The sequence below is a fragment of the Brochothrix campestris genome, assembly GCF_046058945.1.
In the GTDB taxonomy this organism is placed as follows: domain Bacteria; phylum Bacillota; class Bacilli; order Lactobacillales; family Listeriaceae; genus Brochothrix; species Brochothrix campestris.
This window is the reverse complement of record NZ_CP175511.1, coordinates 1,675,955-1,691,217: the sequence shown is the minus strand read 5'-3', so window position 1 is coordinate 1,691,217 and position 15,263 is coordinate 1,675,955. Positions and strand designations below refer to the sequence as shown.

Annotated in this window: 17 protein-coding genes and 1 pseudogene; 13 read left to right on the top strand and 5 right to left on the bottom strand. The window is 40.5% G+C overall.

What is annotated here, in order from left to right; all coding sequences use genetic code 11:
* Positions 1-163 precede the first annotated feature (163 nt).
* From alaS to ACJYYY_RS08310, 9 genes are all read left to right on the top strand, one after another.
* Positions 164-2,812, top strand: coding sequence for an alanine--tRNA ligase (gene alaS, locus ACJYYY_RS08350; RefSeq protein WP_035314075.1), 2,649 nt, complete (start codon positions 164-166; stop codon positions 2,810-2,812).
* Positions 2,813-2,896: 84 nt separating this feature from the next.
* A complete protein-coding gene (locus ACJYYY_RS08345) occupies positions 2,897-3,166 on the top strand; it encodes an IreB family regulatory phosphoprotein (protein ID WP_035314074.1) in 270 nt (89 codons plus the stop codon).
* Between the two features lie 3 nt (positions 3,167-3,169).
* Complete coding sequence (gene ruvX, locus ACJYYY_RS08340; protein ID WP_035314072.1) at positions 3,170-3,586, top strand: Holliday junction resolvase RuvX; 417 nt, start codon at positions 3,170-3,172, stop codon at positions 3,584-3,586.
* Between the two features lie 23 nt (positions 3,587-3,609).
* Positions 3,610-3,933: a DUF1292 domain-containing protein gene (locus tag ACJYYY_RS08335; protein WP_035314070.1), complete on the top strand. Its 324-nt coding sequence runs from the start codon at positions 3,610-3,612 to the stop codon at positions 3,931-3,933.
* A gap of 181 nt (positions 3,934-4,114) precedes the next feature.
* A complete protein-coding gene (gene mltG, locus ACJYYY_RS08330) occupies positions 4,115-5,185 on the top strand; it encodes an endolytic transglycosylase MltG (protein ID WP_035314068.1) in 1,071 nt (356 codons plus the stop codon).
* Positions 5,186-5,203: 18 nt separating this feature from the next.
* On the top strand, positions 5,204-5,836 hold the full coding sequence (gene udk, locus ACJYYY_RS08325; RefSeq protein WP_035314067.1) for a uridine kinase: 633 nt from the start codon (positions 5,204-5,206) through the stop codon (positions 5,834-5,836).
* 109 nt (positions 5,837-5,945) lie between these two features.
* Positions 5,946-6,422: a transcription elongation factor GreA gene (gene greA / locus ACJYYY_RS08320; RefSeq protein ID WP_084038540.1), complete on the top strand. Its 477-nt coding sequence runs from the start codon at positions 5,946-5,948 to the stop codon at positions 6,420-6,422.
* Between the two features lie 145 nt (positions 6,423-6,567).
* Positions 6,568-7,251, top strand: coding sequence for a YrrS family protein (locus ACJYYY_RS08315; RefSeq protein ID WP_408868818.1), 684 nt, complete (start codon positions 6,568-6,570; stop codon positions 7,249-7,251).
* A 15-nt stretch (positions 7,252-7,266) separates the two neighbouring features.
* Complete coding sequence (locus tag ACJYYY_RS08310; protein WP_035314065.1) at positions 7,267-7,965, top strand: 5'-methylthioadenosine/adenosylhomocysteine nucleosidase; 699 nt, start codon at positions 7,267-7,269, stop codon at positions 7,963-7,965.
* Positions 7,966-8,098: 133 nt separating this feature from the next.
* On the opposite strand, the pseudogene ACJYYY_RS08305 reads toward ACJYYY_RS08310, so the two are convergent.
* From ACJYYY_RS08305 to ACJYYY_RS08285, 5 genes and pseudogenes are all read right to left on the bottom strand, one after another.
* Positions 8,099-8,293 (bottom strand): annotated as a pseudogene (locus ACJYYY_RS08305) (IS3 family transposase); the annotation flags it as partial.
* 259 nt (positions 8,294-8,552) lie between these two features.
* Positions 8,553-9,104 carry a transposase gene (locus ACJYYY_RS08300; RefSeq protein ID WP_408869236.1) on the bottom strand — a complete coding sequence of 184 codons (552 nt, stop codon included), beginning with the start codon at positions 9,102-9,104 and terminating at the stop codon, positions 8,553-8,555.
* An 85-nt stretch (positions 9,105-9,189) separates the two neighbouring features.
* A complete protein-coding gene (locus ACJYYY_RS08295) occupies positions 9,190-9,735 on the bottom strand; it encodes a transposase family protein (RefSeq protein ID WP_408868817.1) in 546 nt (181 codons plus the stop codon).
* 115 nt (positions 9,736-9,850) lie between these two features.
* Complete coding sequence (locus ACJYYY_RS08290; RefSeq protein ID WP_035315625.1) at positions 9,851-10,057, bottom strand: DDE-type integrase/transposase/recombinase; 207 nt, start codon at positions 10,055-10,057, stop codon at positions 9,851-9,853.
* 380 nt (positions 10,058-10,437) lie between these two features.
* Positions 10,438-12,231: a M3 family oligoendopeptidase gene (locus tag ACJYYY_RS08285; protein WP_035315588.1), complete on the bottom strand. Its 1,794-nt coding sequence runs from the start codon at positions 12,229-12,231 to the stop codon at positions 10,438-10,440.
* A 269-nt stretch (positions 12,232-12,500) separates the two neighbouring features.
* Here ACJYYY_RS08285 and ACJYYY_RS08280 point away from each other — a divergent pair, with 269 nt between their 5' ends.
* The 4 genes from ACJYYY_RS08280 to yhbY are packed head-to-tail and all read left to right on the top strand — an operon-like array spanning position 12,501 to position 15,250.
* Positions 12,501-13,013, top strand: a complete 513-nt coding sequence (locus ACJYYY_RS08280) for a YqeG family HAD IIIA-type phosphatase (protein ID WP_035315626.1) — start codon at positions 12,501-12,503, stop codon at positions 13,011-13,013.
* Positions 13,014-14,123 carry a ribosome biogenesis GTPase YqeH gene (gene yqeH / locus ACJYYY_RS08275; protein WP_035315589.1) on the top strand — a complete coding sequence of 370 codons (1,110 nt, stop codon included), beginning with the start codon at positions 13,014-13,016 and terminating at the stop codon, positions 14,121-14,123. It begins immediately after the preceding gene.
* An 18-nt stretch (positions 14,124-14,141) separates the two neighbouring features.
* Positions 14,142-14,963 (top strand): shikimate dehydrogenase, encoded by an 822-nt coding sequence (gene aroE / locus ACJYYY_RS08270; RefSeq protein ID WP_035315590.1) that lies wholly within the window; start codon positions 14,142-14,144, stop codon positions 14,961-14,963.
* On the top strand, positions 14,957-15,250 hold the full coding sequence (yhbY, locus tag ACJYYY_RS08265) for a ribosome assembly RNA-binding protein YhbY (protein WP_035315591.1): 294 nt from the start codon (positions 14,957-14,959) through the stop codon (positions 15,248-15,250). Before aroE ends, yhbY begins: the two co-directional genes overlap by 7 nt.
* Positions 15,251-15,263 lie beyond the last annotated feature (13 nt).

Sequence of the window (15,263 nt, the reverse complement as noted above, 5' to 3'; positions counted from 1 at the left end):
ACGCTACCTTTTTCGAGCATAACCTGCCGTCTCATCAACGTTAAAGGATGTTTAAGAGGTAATGATGTCTATGTCGTTGCAATTAGGGTGGTACCGCGATTTTTCGTCCCTAATATTGCAAAGGGATAGCTTTTTTTATTTTTATAGAGGAGGAAACTAACTAATGAAAGCTTTATCAGGTGCAGAAATCAGACAAATGTTCTTGGATTTCTTTGAATCAAAAGGTCATAAAATCGAACCAAGTGCGTCACTCGTTCCAAAGGAAGATCCAACCTTATTATGGATTAACTCAGGTGTAGCAACCCTCAAAAAATATTTTGATGGGACTGTTATTTCAGACAATCCCCGTTTAACAAATGCCCAAAAAGCAATTCGAACAAACGACATCGAAAACGTCGGTAAAACAGCCCGTCACCATACGTTCTTTGAAATGCTCGGTAACTTCTCAATCGGTGATTACTTCCGTGAAGATGCCATCAAATGGGCATGGGAATTATTAACAAGCGACGAATGGTTTGCAATGCCCAAAGAAAAACTGTACGTAACAGTTTTTCCCGATGATACGGAGTCAATTGCGGCTTGGAAAGCATTGGGCTTAGAAGATGAACGCATTATTCCGATTGAAGATAACTTCTGGGAAATTGGTGCAGGACCGTCTGGACCAAACACTGAAATTTTCTACGACCGTGGTGCAGCGTACGATGAAGCGAACATCGGACTCCGTTTATTGGCAGAGGATCTTGAAAACGATCGTTACATTGAAATCTGGAACGTTGTCTTATCACAATTCAACGCGGATCCAGCTGTACCAAGAAGTGAATACAAAGAATTACCGAATAAAAACATCGATACTGGGATGGGTCTTGAACGAATGGCATGTGTGTTACAAGAAGTTGAAACAAACTTCGAAAGTGACTTGTTTATGCCAATCATTGCCCATGTCGAACAAATTTCAGGCATTGCGTATGCAACAAGCAATGCCCAACAAAAACCAGCCTTTAAAGTGATTGCCGATCATATTCGAACAGTTTCATTTGCAGTTGGTGATGGTGCGTTGCCTTCGAATGAAGGACGAGGCTATGTGTTGCGTCGTTTAATTCGCCGTGCGGTTCGTTATGCGAAGTTTTTAAACATCGAAAAACCATTTATGTATGAATTAGTAGGCACAGTTGCTCGCATTATGAATGACTTCTATCCAGAAGTGACAAAAAATCAAGCCTTCATCGAAAAAGTTGTGCGTAACGAAGAAGAACGTTTCCACGAAACCTTAAATGACGGTTTAGCAATTTTAGAAAAACTAATTGCTGATGCAAAAGCCACCGGAACAACCGAATTACCAGGTGCAGCCATCTTTAAATTGTATGACACATATGGTTTCCCAGTTGAATTAACTGAGGAATACGCTGAGGATCAAGGCTTACAAGTCGATCATGCTGCGTTTGAAGTTGAGATGAACAAGCAACGTCAACGTGCGCGTGATGCTCGTAGCACAACGGATTCAATGAACATTCAAAGTGATGTGTTAGCAAAACTAACCATTGCGAGTGAGTTTGTTGGTTACACAGAGACACACACAGCCGCAACAGCTGTTGCAATCATTAAAGATGGTGAGGCAGTCGCTACACTCGTTGCAGGTGAAAAAGGTGAGGTTATCTTTGATAAAACACCGTTTTATGCGCAAGCAGGTGGTCAAGTTGCGGATACAGGTACGATTACATCTGCCACAACAGCAGCTGTCGTATCAGCTGTTCAAAAAGCACCACAAAAACAAAACATGCACAGTGTCAGCGTTCAAACAGGTGCGATTACAGTTGGTGAAGGCTACGACCTCCAAGTTGATGAAGCAGCCCGCCGTTTAATCGTTAAAAACCATACAGCAACGCATTTGCTACATCGTGCGTTGAAAAACACTCTAGGTGAGCATGTCAACCAAGCCGGTTCATTAGTAGAAGCAGAACGTCTCCGCTTTGACTTCTCACACTTCGGTCAAATTACAGCTGCCGAATTACAAACAATTGAAGCGGAAGTTAATGCGCGTATTTGGGATGAACTTGACGTGATGATTGAAGAAAAAGCAATTGAAGATGCAAAAAAATTAGGTGCGATGATGTTGTTCGGTGAAAAATACGGCGATGTCGTTCGTGTCGTTGAGATTGGCGATTACAGTCTCGAGTTTTGTGGGGGTGTTCATGTGCGTAACACTGCTGAAATTGGTCTCTTTAAGATTGTTTCTGAAAGTGGGACGGGCGCAGGGATTCGACGCATTGAGGCAGTTACAAGCAAGGCCGCGTACTTATTCGATGCTGATTTAATTAACGCCCTCAACACAGTAGCAATTGACCTGAAAGCGAAAGCATTAGATGTACCTGCTAAAGTCACACAACTTCAAGCCGATTTCAAGGCAGCTCAAACAGAGAGTGCAACCTTAGCTGCCCGCTTATCAGCCCAAGCAGCCCAATCAATCTTTGAAACACCGACTGTTGTGAACGATGTCAATGTGACGACAGCGAAGGTCGATGTTAAAGACATGAACCAATTACGTCAATTAGTTGACCTTTGGAAGCAAAAAGACGAAAGTGGCATTGTGGTCCTAATGGCAGCACCAGCCGCTGATAAAGTTAATATTATTGCAGCCGTTTCACCGGATCTTGTTAAAAAAGGCTATAAAGCTGGCGCCTTAATTAAAGAAGTTGCCATCATTTGTGGTGGTAACGGTGGTGGACGTCCTGACATGGCTCAGGCTGGTGGTAAAGACGCAAGTAAAGTTAGCGAGGCATTGGCAGCGGTAGCAACTTGGGTAGATGCACAGTAAGTGATGTTGCATTATGTTTGTGAGAACTAGGTAAATAGTGTAGAATAAAGGTGTATTCTAGCTTAGGAAGAAGAGGTGTTACGAATGCGTCCTTTTGATGAAACGATGAGATATGACTTTGGTGATGAAATCGAAAAACCAGTCGTTAAACAAGTTTTGCAACAAGTGTATGTAGCATTAGAAGAAAAAGGGTATAACCCAACAAGTCAAATCGTGGGCTATTTGTTAAGCGGAGACCCTGCTTACATTCCACGCCATAATGAGGCGCGACAATTAATCCGTGGCTTAGAACGCGATGAAATTATCGAAGAGTTGGTTAACAGTTATTTAACAGTAGAAAGTGAGACAAACTAACTTATGAGAACGATGGGATTAGACGTTGGTTCTCACACAGTCGGCGTTGCAATTAGTGATGCCTTGGGCTGGACCGCTCAAGGGATTGAAACAATACGCATTAAAGAAGATAAAGAACAGTTTGGTTTTGAGCGCGTCGCGGAGTTGATTGAGGAATACGTTGTCACTAAAATCGTTGTTGGTTATCCTAAGAATATGAATAATTCAATTGGTCCACGGGCAGAAGCGGCTGAACGTTATGCGCAGTCGCTCCGTGATCAGTTTAAGATTCCCGTTGTTTTATGGGATGAACGACTAACGACAGTAGCAGCAGAACGCACCTTGATTGACGCAGACGTACGACGAAGTAAACGCAAAGGGGTCATTGATAAATTAGCAGCAGTGTTAATTTTACAAGGCTACCTAAATTCACAATCATAAGATTGTTAAGGGGAGATTTTATAATGAGCGAACATAATCATGAACAAGCACATGACCACGAACACATTACGGTAATTGACGAAAACGGTAACGAAGAGTTATACGCTGTCTTACTTACTTTCGCACCAGAAAAAGAAAGCCCATTCTTTGGTAATTCATACGTTTACTGCTACCCAGAGAGCGATCACGACGCAGAAGAAGTTGAATTACAAGTGTATACTTACATTGAACAAGAAGACGGTACTGCAGGAGACTTGAAACCAGTTGTTGAAGATGATGAGTGGGATATGGTTGAAGAAGTATTAAATACGTTTTTAATTGATGAAGAAGAAGCTGGCGAAGAATAATATCGTATTACTTGCTTTGTTCCGATTTTGGAACAAGGCTTTTTTATTTAGGTCTTAATGAGAATAATTGCGCAATATGAGAGCATTATTGCTAGTTCACGTCTGATAGTGCTTGAAAAAATGCCGAAAGATAGCTATTATAGATAATGAAACTTGAGGACTCACAGAAAAGAGGAGAAAAATGAAGAAACGTAAAAAGTCATCCAACAAAGGTAAGATGATTGTTTTAACCGTTTTGAGTTTAATAGTAATCGTAGCGATAGGCGGCTACCTCTATTTTAACTACAGTATAGGTGCTGTTGATAAAACTAATAAAACAGATGTGTATATTAAAGTGAAGTCGGGTGATACGGTGGCGACCTTGGCAGATGAATTAGCTGCTAAAGATGTCATTCATCAGCCTATGATATTTAAATACTATGCAAAATATTTAAAACAAACAGAACTACGAGAAGGGCAATTTGCGGTTAATAAGACGATGACTGCCGAAGAAATTATGCAACAATTTGTCAGTGGGGATGAAGCGAGTGCGCCAGCCTTAACAATTCCAGAAGGGCTCAACTTACCGCAAACAGCGACTAAAATAGCTAAATATACCGGTCTCAAAGAAAAAGATGTACTGGTCCAAATGAACGATCAAGTGTTTGTGAAACAGATGATTGCGAAGTATCCGAATCTCTTAACCACTAACGTGTTAAAAGAAGGGGTGATGTATCCTCTTGAAGGTTACTTATTCCCGGCGACATATACATTTGCAGTCGGTGATAAACCAACAGTGCAAGAAATTGTCGAACAAATGATTATAAAAACAAATAAGGTGATTGAACCTCGCTTAGCCGAGATTAAAAAAACCAACTTAAGTGTTAATCAATTTTTAGCATTTACGTCGTTACTAGAAAAAGAAGCGACAGCACATACCGATCGTTCGAAGATTGCAAGTGTCTTTTACAACCGACTGGCGGCTAAGATGCCGATTCAATCTGATGTAACTGTCCTTTATGCCTTGAAAAAGACCGGGACAACCTTTGTCAGCTACGATGACATCGAAGTCGATTCACCATATAACACGTATCAAATCGACCATTTACCAATCGGTCCGATTAGTAACAGCAGTGAGTTGTCGATTGATGCGGCCTTAAAACCAGCAACAACTGATTATTACTATTTCTTAGCAGATACAGAAACAGGCGAGGTTTTTTACGCTAAAACATTAAAAGAACATAATAAATTAGCCGCAGAGCATATTAAATAAAAATAAGGGGAGTTAGACATGGGTAATCAATCAATCGTCATCGGTATCACAGGAGGAACAGGTTCAGGCAAGACGAGTGTGTCACGCTCAATCATCGAATATTTTTCAGGGAAATCTATTTTAATGATCGAACAAGATGCCTACTACAAAGATCAAAGCCACCTTTCCTTCGAAGAAAGACTTAACACGAACTATGACCATCCATTTGCCTTTGATACGGATCGTTTCATTAAAGATATTAAAGCGTTGCAAAGTGGTGAGGCCATCAAAAAACCGGTGTATGATTATGCTAATCACACGCGCTCAGCAGAAACAATCCACCAAGAATCCCAAGATGTTATTATTGTCGAAGGTATTTTAGTACTAGCTGATGAGCGTCTTCGCGACTTGATGGATATTAAAGTGTATGTCGATACCGACGATGACATTCGGATTATTCGACGAATGCTCCGTGATATTAAAGAACGTGGCCGTACGATTGAATCAGTCATCGAACAATACACAACTGTTGTTAAGCCAATGCACAATCAATTTATCGAACCGACCAAAAAATATGCTGATGTGATTATTCCTGAAGGTGGCGAAAATAAAGTAGCCATCGATTTATTACAAACAAAAGTGAGTCATTTCTTCCAAAATAAGGAAGGATAGTAGACAATTCAAGAAATAATATGTTACATTGATACAATAGTGTGTGCAGCGTGTAAGCGCTGTTCATCCAATAGATATCAATGCACTACAATTAAAGGGAGCGATTACTGTGGAAGAAAAAGTATTTCCAATGACATTAGAAGGTAAAGCAAAATTAGAAGATGAAATCCATGAACTTAAAACGGTCAAACGTAAAGAAGTGGTTGAACGTATTAAAATCGCGCGTGGCTTTGGTGACTTGAGTGAAAACTCTGAGTACGATGCAGCCAAAGATGAACAAGCCTTTGTTGAAGGTCGTATTACAACGCTTGAAAACATGGTACGTAATGCTCAAATTATTAATAGTTCAGAAGCAGCGACTGATATTATCTCAATTGGTAAAACAGTCACTTTCAAAGAATTACCAGCTGGTGATGAAGAAACATATACGATTGTTGGTAGTGCAGAAGCAGATCCGTTTAAAGGTCTTATTTCAAACGATTCACCAATCGCGAAAGCGTTACTTGGCCATAAAGTAGACGAACAAGTAACTGTACCTACTCCAGGTGGGGACATTGAAGTATTAATTACTGGATTAAAAGCATAAGCTGACTCTATTTAGCTATCGAAGCCGTGCCGACAGTTTATGTCGGTACGCTTTTTTTAGGTCGCATAAAAAAAGCAGTCTGTGTTAACCTTAGATTAATTATGTGATGTATGATAGTATTATTATGTAATTCGGAGGTGGAAACATGAGTGAACAAAAACGCTATCGTGGACAAGGGAAGCGGCAACGTACGCAGCCAAAGCAACCAATGGAAACGTCAACAACAACTGCTGGTAATTCACGGTTAACGAAGAGCCAAAGACGAAAAAAAACAAATCTGATTTTAAACATCATGATTGGTGTGTTGCTCGTGCTAATTGCAACTACCTTGTACTTTGTCATTTTAACTACAGGCAACAACGAGCCACTTGATGGGGTAAAAGTGGCGAAGAATGAAGTGTCATCTGAGCAGGTAAAGCAACGTTCAGATGATGATGCTTCATCATCGACTAAAAAAAAACAAACAACTCAACTGACAAAAAAAATCACTAAAGGTGAATCCAATAGTACGATTAAAGAAACATGGACTGCCGACTGGCAACCAATCGGAACGAAGCAAACCGGTCAGCATGTCAACTCGTATGAGAGTACAACGGTCGATTGGTCAGAAAAGCTCGCTGCTGTTGCGGCAGCCTTAGAACAGCCAGTCAACGTACTCGAAATCTGGTATGTGGAAAATGGGAGTGCAGCGGGCAGTGATTCAATCGCGACCGTTTCATTGAAAAGTGGTGGCGCACCGGCTTATCGGGCATACTTAAGCTGGGTCGATCAAAAAGGGTGGCAGGTCGATAAAATCGAAGTGTTAACCGTTAACGATAAAAAAGAATAGTGGGGATGGATAGAGATGAAATTTGGTATTATTGGTGCAATGGAATCAGAAGTAGAACAATTAAAAGCACAGTTAAGTAATCGCGTGGAACATCGCATCGCAAGTGGCTTATTTTATACGGGTCAATTAGCCGGTAAAGAGGTTGTATTATTACAATCGGGTATCGGCAAGGTGAATGCTGCCTTAACAACGGCATTGATGCTTGATTGTTTTGCACCAGACGTTGTGATTAATACAGGCTCAGCTGGTGGCTTGGATAGTGCCTTGAATGTCGGTGACGTTGTGTTGGCTAATCAAACAACCTATGGCGATGCTGATGCAACTGCTTTTGGTTACGCCTACGGTCAAGTTCCGCAAATGCCAGCCTTTTACGAGCCAGATCAGCAATTACAAACAAAAGTATTAGCGATCTTAACAGCCAACAGCAGTGAGCATCAAGTGGCGGAAGGTTTAATTGTGACAACCGATTCGTTTATTCACCGTCCTGATCAACGCGAGCATATTGTCTCGCATTTTCCAATGGCCAAAGCAGCCGAAATGGAAGCGACTGCAATCGCGCAAACAGCCTTTCAATTTAATGTGCCAAGCATTATTATTCGCTCGTTATCAGACATTGCGGGTAAAGAGTCGTCTGTCACTTATGATGAATTTTTACCATTAGCGGCTAAAAACTCAGCGAATATTGTCACAGCGATTGTAAAAGAGCTGAATTAAAGTAATGCAAAAAAAGACAACTTAGTTGCATAACAGCACGGGAATGCAACTGCTTTTTGACACAATTTAAAAAGAGCATCTCATTAGGTCATCTTTTTCCGGTAATCCGGTAATCTATTGGTGAAAGATGACCTCATTTAGTTAAGACGCATTTGTTATTCCAAAATGTAATGTAATTTTCAACACTATCGATTACGATGTTATTAGAACCAATCGGTTCTTTGTTAATGTAGAATGTTTCAGACTTTAACGAGGAATGAAACAATTCTATTGGTGCGTTATCTGAAGGCGTCCCCATACGGGACATACTTCGGATAACGTTTTTTTGGCTCTATGTCAAATAGTGTTGTTATTCAAAAGTTAGTAAAACAAGTCATTTTTGCAGCTACTTTTTTGGTAGCTGCTTTTTTTGTAGTCATTCCTAATGTGAAGGACGCTTTCTGCGGGTGACGCTTCATCCTCCGCGCTCCGCTTGGGGTATTCAGCTGCCACTTTTCCCGCTAGAGTCGCCTTCACAAACGTCATGACGCTGCACGTTTATTATTGAGGCTCCTCGCGTATTAAAAGACAGTACAAGAGTCAATTAATTACGAGTTGGGAGCGATGCGTTTATGATTGAATCCGAGTAGAATCCTGTTTCTGAAATTTGAAAAGTTACGGTAACCAAACGAAATCCGTTTAATCACTTTTATTTTGTTATTGATCCCTCCTAAATGCCCGTTGGAATCCTCGTATTTAGAACTATTTTCGATTGCAGGTAAATGCTTGTTTAATGTTTTTAAACTGCGTTTCAGTTGTGAAGAAACGAAAGGTTTTTTAGTCTGAATCAGTGATTGGTAAGCAGGGGGATTTTTGTGTTGTAGCGCAATCAGTAATTGCTGTGCTAGTTCGTACGTTTCTTTGAATTCAACATCCAGTGTCATAAAGTAATCGATGATTCCTCTCGAACTTTTTTGTCCGTTAAATAAACGATGATAGCGATAATCAAAATCGCTTAAGTCTGTTTTGTTTTTGAGAAGTAATTTCCAATACGCTTTGAGTTTACGATAAATCTTTTTATCTTCTGAGTTTGAAGTATCATAACGGTTCATGAGTTTAATGCGTGTTTGATTAAGGGAGCGTGTTACTAATTGGGACAAATGAAAACGATCGATGATGCAATCTTCTAGATGGGAGGATATCAATGATTTCATATTTTTTCGCATCAGTGAAAATAAAACGCATCTAACTTTCAGCACTCTTTACCGATTTGAATTCATCCATTGAAAGATGTAGTGGAAGCCTTTGATAGTTCGGTTTGAATTGAGGAGACCATTGGTGTAAAGCACGATTAACAGTAGTTGTTGAAACACTCTGTCTAAAAGCGATATCTTTTTCAGAAGTAATAAACTGTCCTTCGGCAGCTAGTGTTTGGATGACACGTTTGGAGATAAAACAATTTCGTTTTACCATCGAAGTTGAAGCGATAAAGGTTGTTTTACATCCTTTACATAAGAAGCGTTGCTTCTTTAAAAAGAGATAGGTTGGAAGGTTATTTGTTTTAGGGAGTGTGATACGTGATAGTTTAGTTCCGTGTTTAATGAGTTTAACTGTTTTATTATTAAAGCCGCAATTCGCACACCGTGAGGGTGTGTAAGAGCGTGTACCCAAATAACAAGTGCTTAAAACACCTTTAATTAACTGAGTTAAACACCATGTTTTTGGAAAAGAAATAGTTTCATCTGTAATTCCAGAGGAATTCGCGATATTATTAAAAGTGATAGCTGACATTGTCGAATCCCCCTTATAAATTTGTTGTGGTGACTTAATATTATAGGGATTTTGAAAATGTTGCTGTTTTTTTGCGAAAAAATAGGAATCAGTGAAAATTCACCAACACCATAAATTATAGAACCGTTTTTTTGGGGGCTACTTCAAAAAATTCTTTTGCAGTGTAGGTTGAACCTTGAGCACTATGCAAAATGGCTCCTTTGGGAAATTTGCCAATCTGCTTTAAGGTAGCTACGGCTAATTTAGTATCTGGATGATCTGAAATTTTGTAGGCTACAATCTCACTGTTAAAGGTATCGATAATAGTTGATAAATAGAGCATAGATTTACCAAAAGGTAGCTAAGTAATAGCCGTTGTCACTTTACAAAGAGGTCTAGCTATTGCCCAATCCTTAGTAATGACATTTTTAAAAATGTCATATGGATTACCAGGCTTCTTAAATTTTTTCTTCTTCACAATACAAATTTATCCCTATTTACGCATAATCCTAGCTCCTTTATTAATATCTACAAAAAACGCGTTACTGATAAGTGCATGACTATTAAGAAAATGTTCAATAATATGAATCTTTAATTCAACAGGAGAAAAATTATGTTTTGACATACGAAAACACCTCAAAATTCATTTTACCAATTTTGAGGTGCTCTTTTTTAGTTGTATCTAATTATAGTGGCAGTTCCAACTCAAGTTGTCTTTTTTTGTTAGATTAAGTCTTCTGTTAAGGCTAAAAAGTCAGTGACATCTTTTAGTACAACATCTACGGCTGCTTGCCAAAAGTCGGGTTGTGTTAAGTCAACACCGAGGTGTTTTTGCGCAAGGTTTTCGGTTGTCATTGAGCCTGTGTCTTGTAATAAGGCAATGTATGCCTGCTCGTAACTCGTTTCAGACGAGGCTGCTTGAGCATAGATACCAGCAGAGAAGAGGAAACCAAAGGTGTAAGGATAGTTGTAAAACGGAATGTCATCGATGTAAAAATGCAATTTCGATTGCCAAAACGTTGGGTTATAGTCTTTTAAACTGTCAACAAACGCTTCTTTTTGCGCCGTCTCCATTAATTCGTTTAAGACTTCGACAGTGAGCGCTCCGTTTTTACGAGCCTCATGGAAACGTTGTTCAAATAAGAAGCGGGCATGGATGTTCATAAAGAAAGCGACACTGCGCTGGATTTTATCTTCGAGTAACTGAATTTTTTCAGCCTTTGATGTCGCTGCTTTGATGGCTGCATCCGAAATTAAAATCTCAGCAAAAGTTGAAGCTGTTTCGGCAACATTCATCGCATAATCACGGTTTAAAGCGGATTGGTCCCGCATCACATGAGAATGGAAGGCATGGCCTAATTCGTGTGCTAAGGTCGAAATTGTATTGGCTGAGCCGTCGTACGTCATGAAGATACGACTTTCACCGTCTTCTGGAAATTCGATGCAGAAGCCGCCAGGTCGTTTGTTGTCACGGTCTTCGGCTTCAATCCAACTGTTGGCAAAGGCGTTGTGAGCAAAGGCAGCCATTTCAGGACTGAATTTGGCGAAGTTTTCTTCAATGAAGTCGGCACCGGTTTGAAAGTTACGAATTGTTTGAGTAGCGCCTAAGTTCAGTGGTGCTTCCACGTCAACCCAACCGAGTTGATCGAGTCCTAATAAGGCCGCTTTTCGTTTCAAAAAGGCCAGCAAAGGCGTCTTGTTTTGAGCGACAACAGTCCAAATGCTTGTCAAGGTAGCTTCATTGAGGCGGTTTAAACGAAGCGATTCATCAAGTACATCCCAGTGGCGAGCCTCATACTTCGCCAGACGAAAACCGATGAGGTGGTTCAATGTATCAGCAAACAAGGGCGCTTTTTCTTGCCACGTTTTTTGCCATACGGCAAAGGCATCATGACGAACTTTGTAATCAGCAGCATTGAGTAAGTTGTCGGTTTGACCGGCTGATAGTGAGGCTATTTCACCTGTTTCCGTCACAACATCAAAGCGCATTGTGCCGACTAAAGTGTCATAGTGTGCGGCCCAGGCGTTGTAACCGTCAACGCTAAGGTTATTTATTAAGGTTTCCTCCTTGGCTGATAAGAGATGGGCTTGGTTTGAACGCAGTTCAGCGAGGACGAAGGCGACGTCATGCAGTTCAGTTCGAGTGAGCCATTCTTCCCAAGTGGCATCCTCCAGTAGTAACGTTTGTTGCGCTAAGTCATTTGACGCATTTTTCAAGGCAGCGCTCAACGAACCGATTTTATTTAAGAGTGTATCGCTGTAGGTATCGCTGGCATCAGCAGCAGCGACACATTCAATAAAGGAGCTCATTTGAAAAAGGGCCATCCGTAATGTTGTATAGGTGTCAATTAAGGTTACAAAAGAGTTGTAATCCGTCCCGTTCCAGTCAGAAACAGCAGTGCTGAAGGCGTGCAGTTCCTTAGTGGTGTTGTCTAGTTTCGCTTGAAAGGCCTCAGAGTGTGAACCACCAGTAAAGAAAGTGTCGATATCCCATGATAGTGAGTAGTTTGTTGTCATTTATAAGTCCTCCTTGTTGTACGCCGTATGGCGGTGTGTCTTTCTTGAATTATACACTTAGTTTTTGGTTAATTCAAAATATTGTGACAGGTGAATTGTACGTATCTTTTCATCGTAATGATCGATAAAATCGACACTTTTTGTGTGTCTATGTTATAATAATAGGATTTAGTAGCGTGAATAGACATAAAGTTTATGCGACAAACACATTTTTTTCAGTTATAATAAATAAGAATGAGAAAAAGCGAGGTGCCTGAAATTTGTTGAAAATGTTTTTACCGAATCGGATGGTTCATACACCATACGACATTACAGCCGACCAATTAAAGCAACAAGGTATTAAAGTTGTTTTTACCGACTTAGATAATACCTTAATTGCTTGGGATGACGAAACAGCTCCCAGCCATTTAGTGGAGTGGATTAATCATTTGAAAGCTGCAGGGATTGAAGTAACGATTGTATCAAATAATAGTGAAGAACGTGTACGTAAAATTGCGGACGAAGTAGGCGTTCCGTTTGTTTACCGGGCCCAAAAACCCTTAACTACTGGCTTCAAACGTGCGATGCGTTTATACGCTGTGCGCCGTGATGAAGTGGCTATGTTTGGGGATCAACTTTTGACAGATGTTTTTGGCGGAAATCGTGCACGTTTATTTACCATTCTAGTAAAACCGGTTAAACAGAGTGATGCTTGGAACACGAAAATTAACCGTAAAATCGAGAAAATAGTGATTGCGCTATTAAAACGAAAAAAACCATTAACATGGGAGGATCAACTATAAATGGAAACAGAAGAATTACAAGAACTACATTGTATCGGTTGTGGGGCAACAATCCAAACCGAAGATCCGCAGGCGCTTGGATTTGCACCAGCATCGAGCCTTAATCGAGAAGATATTATTTGTAAACGGTGTTACCGCTTGAAACATTACAATGAAGTACAAGACGTGTCGTTAACTGACGATGACTTCTTACGGATTTTAAACGGCTTAGGAGACAAAAAGGGCTTGATTGTGATGCTCGTGGACATTTTTGACTTTGATGGCAGCTGGTTACCAGGTTTGCAACGCTTTGTGGGCAACAACCCGATTTTATTATTAGGTAACAAGGTTGATTTATTGCCACATTCAATGAAGCGTCCTCCATTAATGAACTGGATGCGTGGTCGTGCGAAAGAATTAGGCATGAAACCAGTCGAGGTTGATTTGATTAGCTCATTACGTGACGGTGATTTAGATCCGATTTTGAAAAAAGTCGAAAAATTACGTAAGGGCGGCGATGTGTATGTTGTTGGCTGTACAAATGTAGGGAAATCAACCTTTATTAACCGCGTGATTCACGAAGTCAGTGGAGAAAAAGATGTGATTACGACCTCGCATTTCCCAGGGACAACCTTAGATATTATTGAAATTCCGTTGGATGATGGCAGTATGCTTGTTGACACACCAGGGATTATCAATCATCACCAAATGGCTCACGTTGTAACAGATAAAACGTTGAAGGCTATTACACCTAAAAAAGAAATCAAACCGGTAAGCTATCAATTAAACGAAGAGCAAACACTTTTCTTTGGCGGTTTAGCACGTCTTGATTACATTAGTGGTGGACGTCGTTCACTTACCTGTTATTTACCAAACAGCATTAAAATTCATCGTACAAAACTTGAAAAAGCCGATGACTTGTATGCGAACCACCTCGGTGACTTGTTACAACCGCCGTTTGCAGACGATGTTGCAACCTTTCCGAAACTTGTGGCACAGGAATTCCATGTTAAAACGAAGATGGACATTGTGTTCTCAGGATTAGGATGGGTAACGTTGGAAGAAGGCGCACATGTTAAGGCATGGGTTCCTGAAAACGTCAACGTGACAATTCGTCGCACAATTATGTAAAAAGGATGGTGCTCTGTGATGAAAAAAACGTATGCGGTTATCGGTCAACCGGTTGGTCATAGTATCTCTCCAACAATACAACAAGTTTGTTTTGATGCTTTAGCGATTGAGGCGGCCTACGTCCCTTTTGAAATTGCAGCTGAAAAGCAGGCAGACGCCTTCAAGGGCCTAAAAGCTTTGGGAATAGCTGGCTTCAATGTGACAGCGCCTTATAAGGAAGCAATCATGCCTTACTTAGACGGCATTGATGAGAGTGCGCGTCTCGCACAGGCGGTCAATACCGTCAAACAGACAGATGCAGGTTACATTGGTTACAATACCGATGGCGCGGGCTTTATTCATAGCTTGAAAGCTGACTTCAAACAGTTAACGACTGCCTCAACGATTTTAATTATCGGAGCAGGCGGGGCAGCTAAAGGCATTTTAGTGGCCCTTTTGGCAGCAGGCTATCGACGGATTACCATTACGAACCGCACGGTTTCAAAAGCAGAGCAGTTAGCCATTGCGACAGGTGTTGAAGCAGCGAGTCTAACAGTGGCTGCAGCACAGTTAGAACAGTTCGATTGCATTGTACAAACGACATCGTTAGGAATGAATCCAACGGATGATCAACTCCCACTCGATTTAACAAGATTACGAGCGGATACGTTTGTCAGTGACTTAATTTATAATCCGCAAGAAACAGCCTTTTTAAAGGCTGCACAAAGCAACCCGAAACAAAATGGATTGGGCATGCTAATATATCAAGCCGCAGTGGCGTTTGAAATATGGACAGGTATTTGGCCTGACATTGATAAAATGATTGCTGCAGCAAATGAGAAAGGGTTTAAAAAATGCTAACAGGTAAACAAAAACGATTCTTACGTAGTGAAGCGCATCATCTTACACCAATTTTCCAAATCGGAAAAGGCGGCGTTAATTCAAACATGACGCGTCAAATTAAAGAGGCACTTGAAGTGCGTGAATTAATTAAAATCAGTGTCTTACAAAATAGCGACGAAGTACCGGCTGAAGTTGCGCAAATTTTAACACGAAAAACAAAATCATTATTGGTACAAGTCATTGGTAAAACAATTATTTTATACCGTACATCTAAGACTGATCCTAAGATTAAACTTCCATCATAATATAATCGGGGTG

What these genes read in the sequence shown, in the direction of transcription:
- alaS (WP_035314075.1), top strand. Translation starts at nt 164, where the DNA reads ATGAAAGCTTTATCAGGTGCAGAAATCAGACAAATGTTCTTGGATTTC.
- ACJYYY_RS08345 (WP_035314074.1), top strand. Translation starts at nt 2,897, where the DNA reads ATGCGTCCTTTTGATGAAACGATGAGATATGACTTTGGTGATGAAATC.
- ruvX (WP_035314072.1), top strand. Translation starts at nt 3,170, where the DNA reads ATGAGAACGATGGGATTAGACGTTGGTTCTCACACAGTCGGCGTTGCA.
- ACJYYY_RS08335 (WP_035314070.1), top strand. Translation starts at nt 3,610, where the DNA reads ATGAGCGAACATAATCATGAACAAGCACATGACCACGAACACATTACG.
- mltG (WP_035314068.1), top strand. Translation starts at nt 4,115, where the DNA reads ATGAAGAAACGTAAAAAGTCATCCAACAAAGGTAAGATGATTGTTTTA.
- udk (WP_035314067.1), top strand. Translation starts at nt 5,204, where the DNA reads ATGGGTAATCAATCAATCGTCATCGGTATCACAGGAGGAACAGGTTCA.
- ACJYYY_RS08315 (WP_408868818.1), top strand. Translation starts at nt 6,568, where the DNA reads ATGAGTGAACAAAAACGCTATCGTGGACAAGGGAAGCGGCAACGTACG.
- ACJYYY_RS08310 (WP_035314065.1), top strand. Translation starts at nt 7,267, where the DNA reads ATGAAATTTGGTATTATTGGTGCAATGGAATCAGAAGTAGAACAATTA.
- ACJYYY_RS08295 (WP_408868817.1), bottom strand. Translation starts at nt 9,735, where the DNA reads ATGTCAGCTATCACTTTTAATAATATCGCGAATTCCTCTGGAATTACA.
- ACJYYY_RS08290 (WP_035315625.1), bottom strand. Translation starts at nt 10,057, where the DNA reads ATGCTCTATTTATCAACTATTATCGATACCTTTAACAGTGAGATTGTA.
- ACJYYY_RS08285 (WP_035315588.1), bottom strand. Translation starts at nt 12,231, where the DNA reads ATGACAACAAACTACTCACTATCATGGGATATCGACACTTTCTTTACT.
- ACJYYY_RS08280 (WP_035315626.1), top strand. Translation starts at nt 12,501, where the DNA reads ATGTTTTTACCGAATCGGATGGTTCATACACCATACGACATTACAGCC.
- yqeH (WP_035315589.1), top strand. Translation starts at nt 13,014, where the DNA reads ATGGAAACAGAAGAATTACAAGAACTACATTGTATCGGTTGTGGGGCA.
- aroE (WP_035315590.1), top strand. Translation starts at nt 14,142, where the DNA reads ATGAAAAAAACGTATGCGGTTATCGGTCAACCGGTTGGTCATAGTATC.
- yhbY (WP_035315591.1), top strand. Translation starts at nt 14,957, where the DNA reads ATGCTAACAGGTAAACAAAAACGATTCTTACGTAGTGAAGCGCATCAT.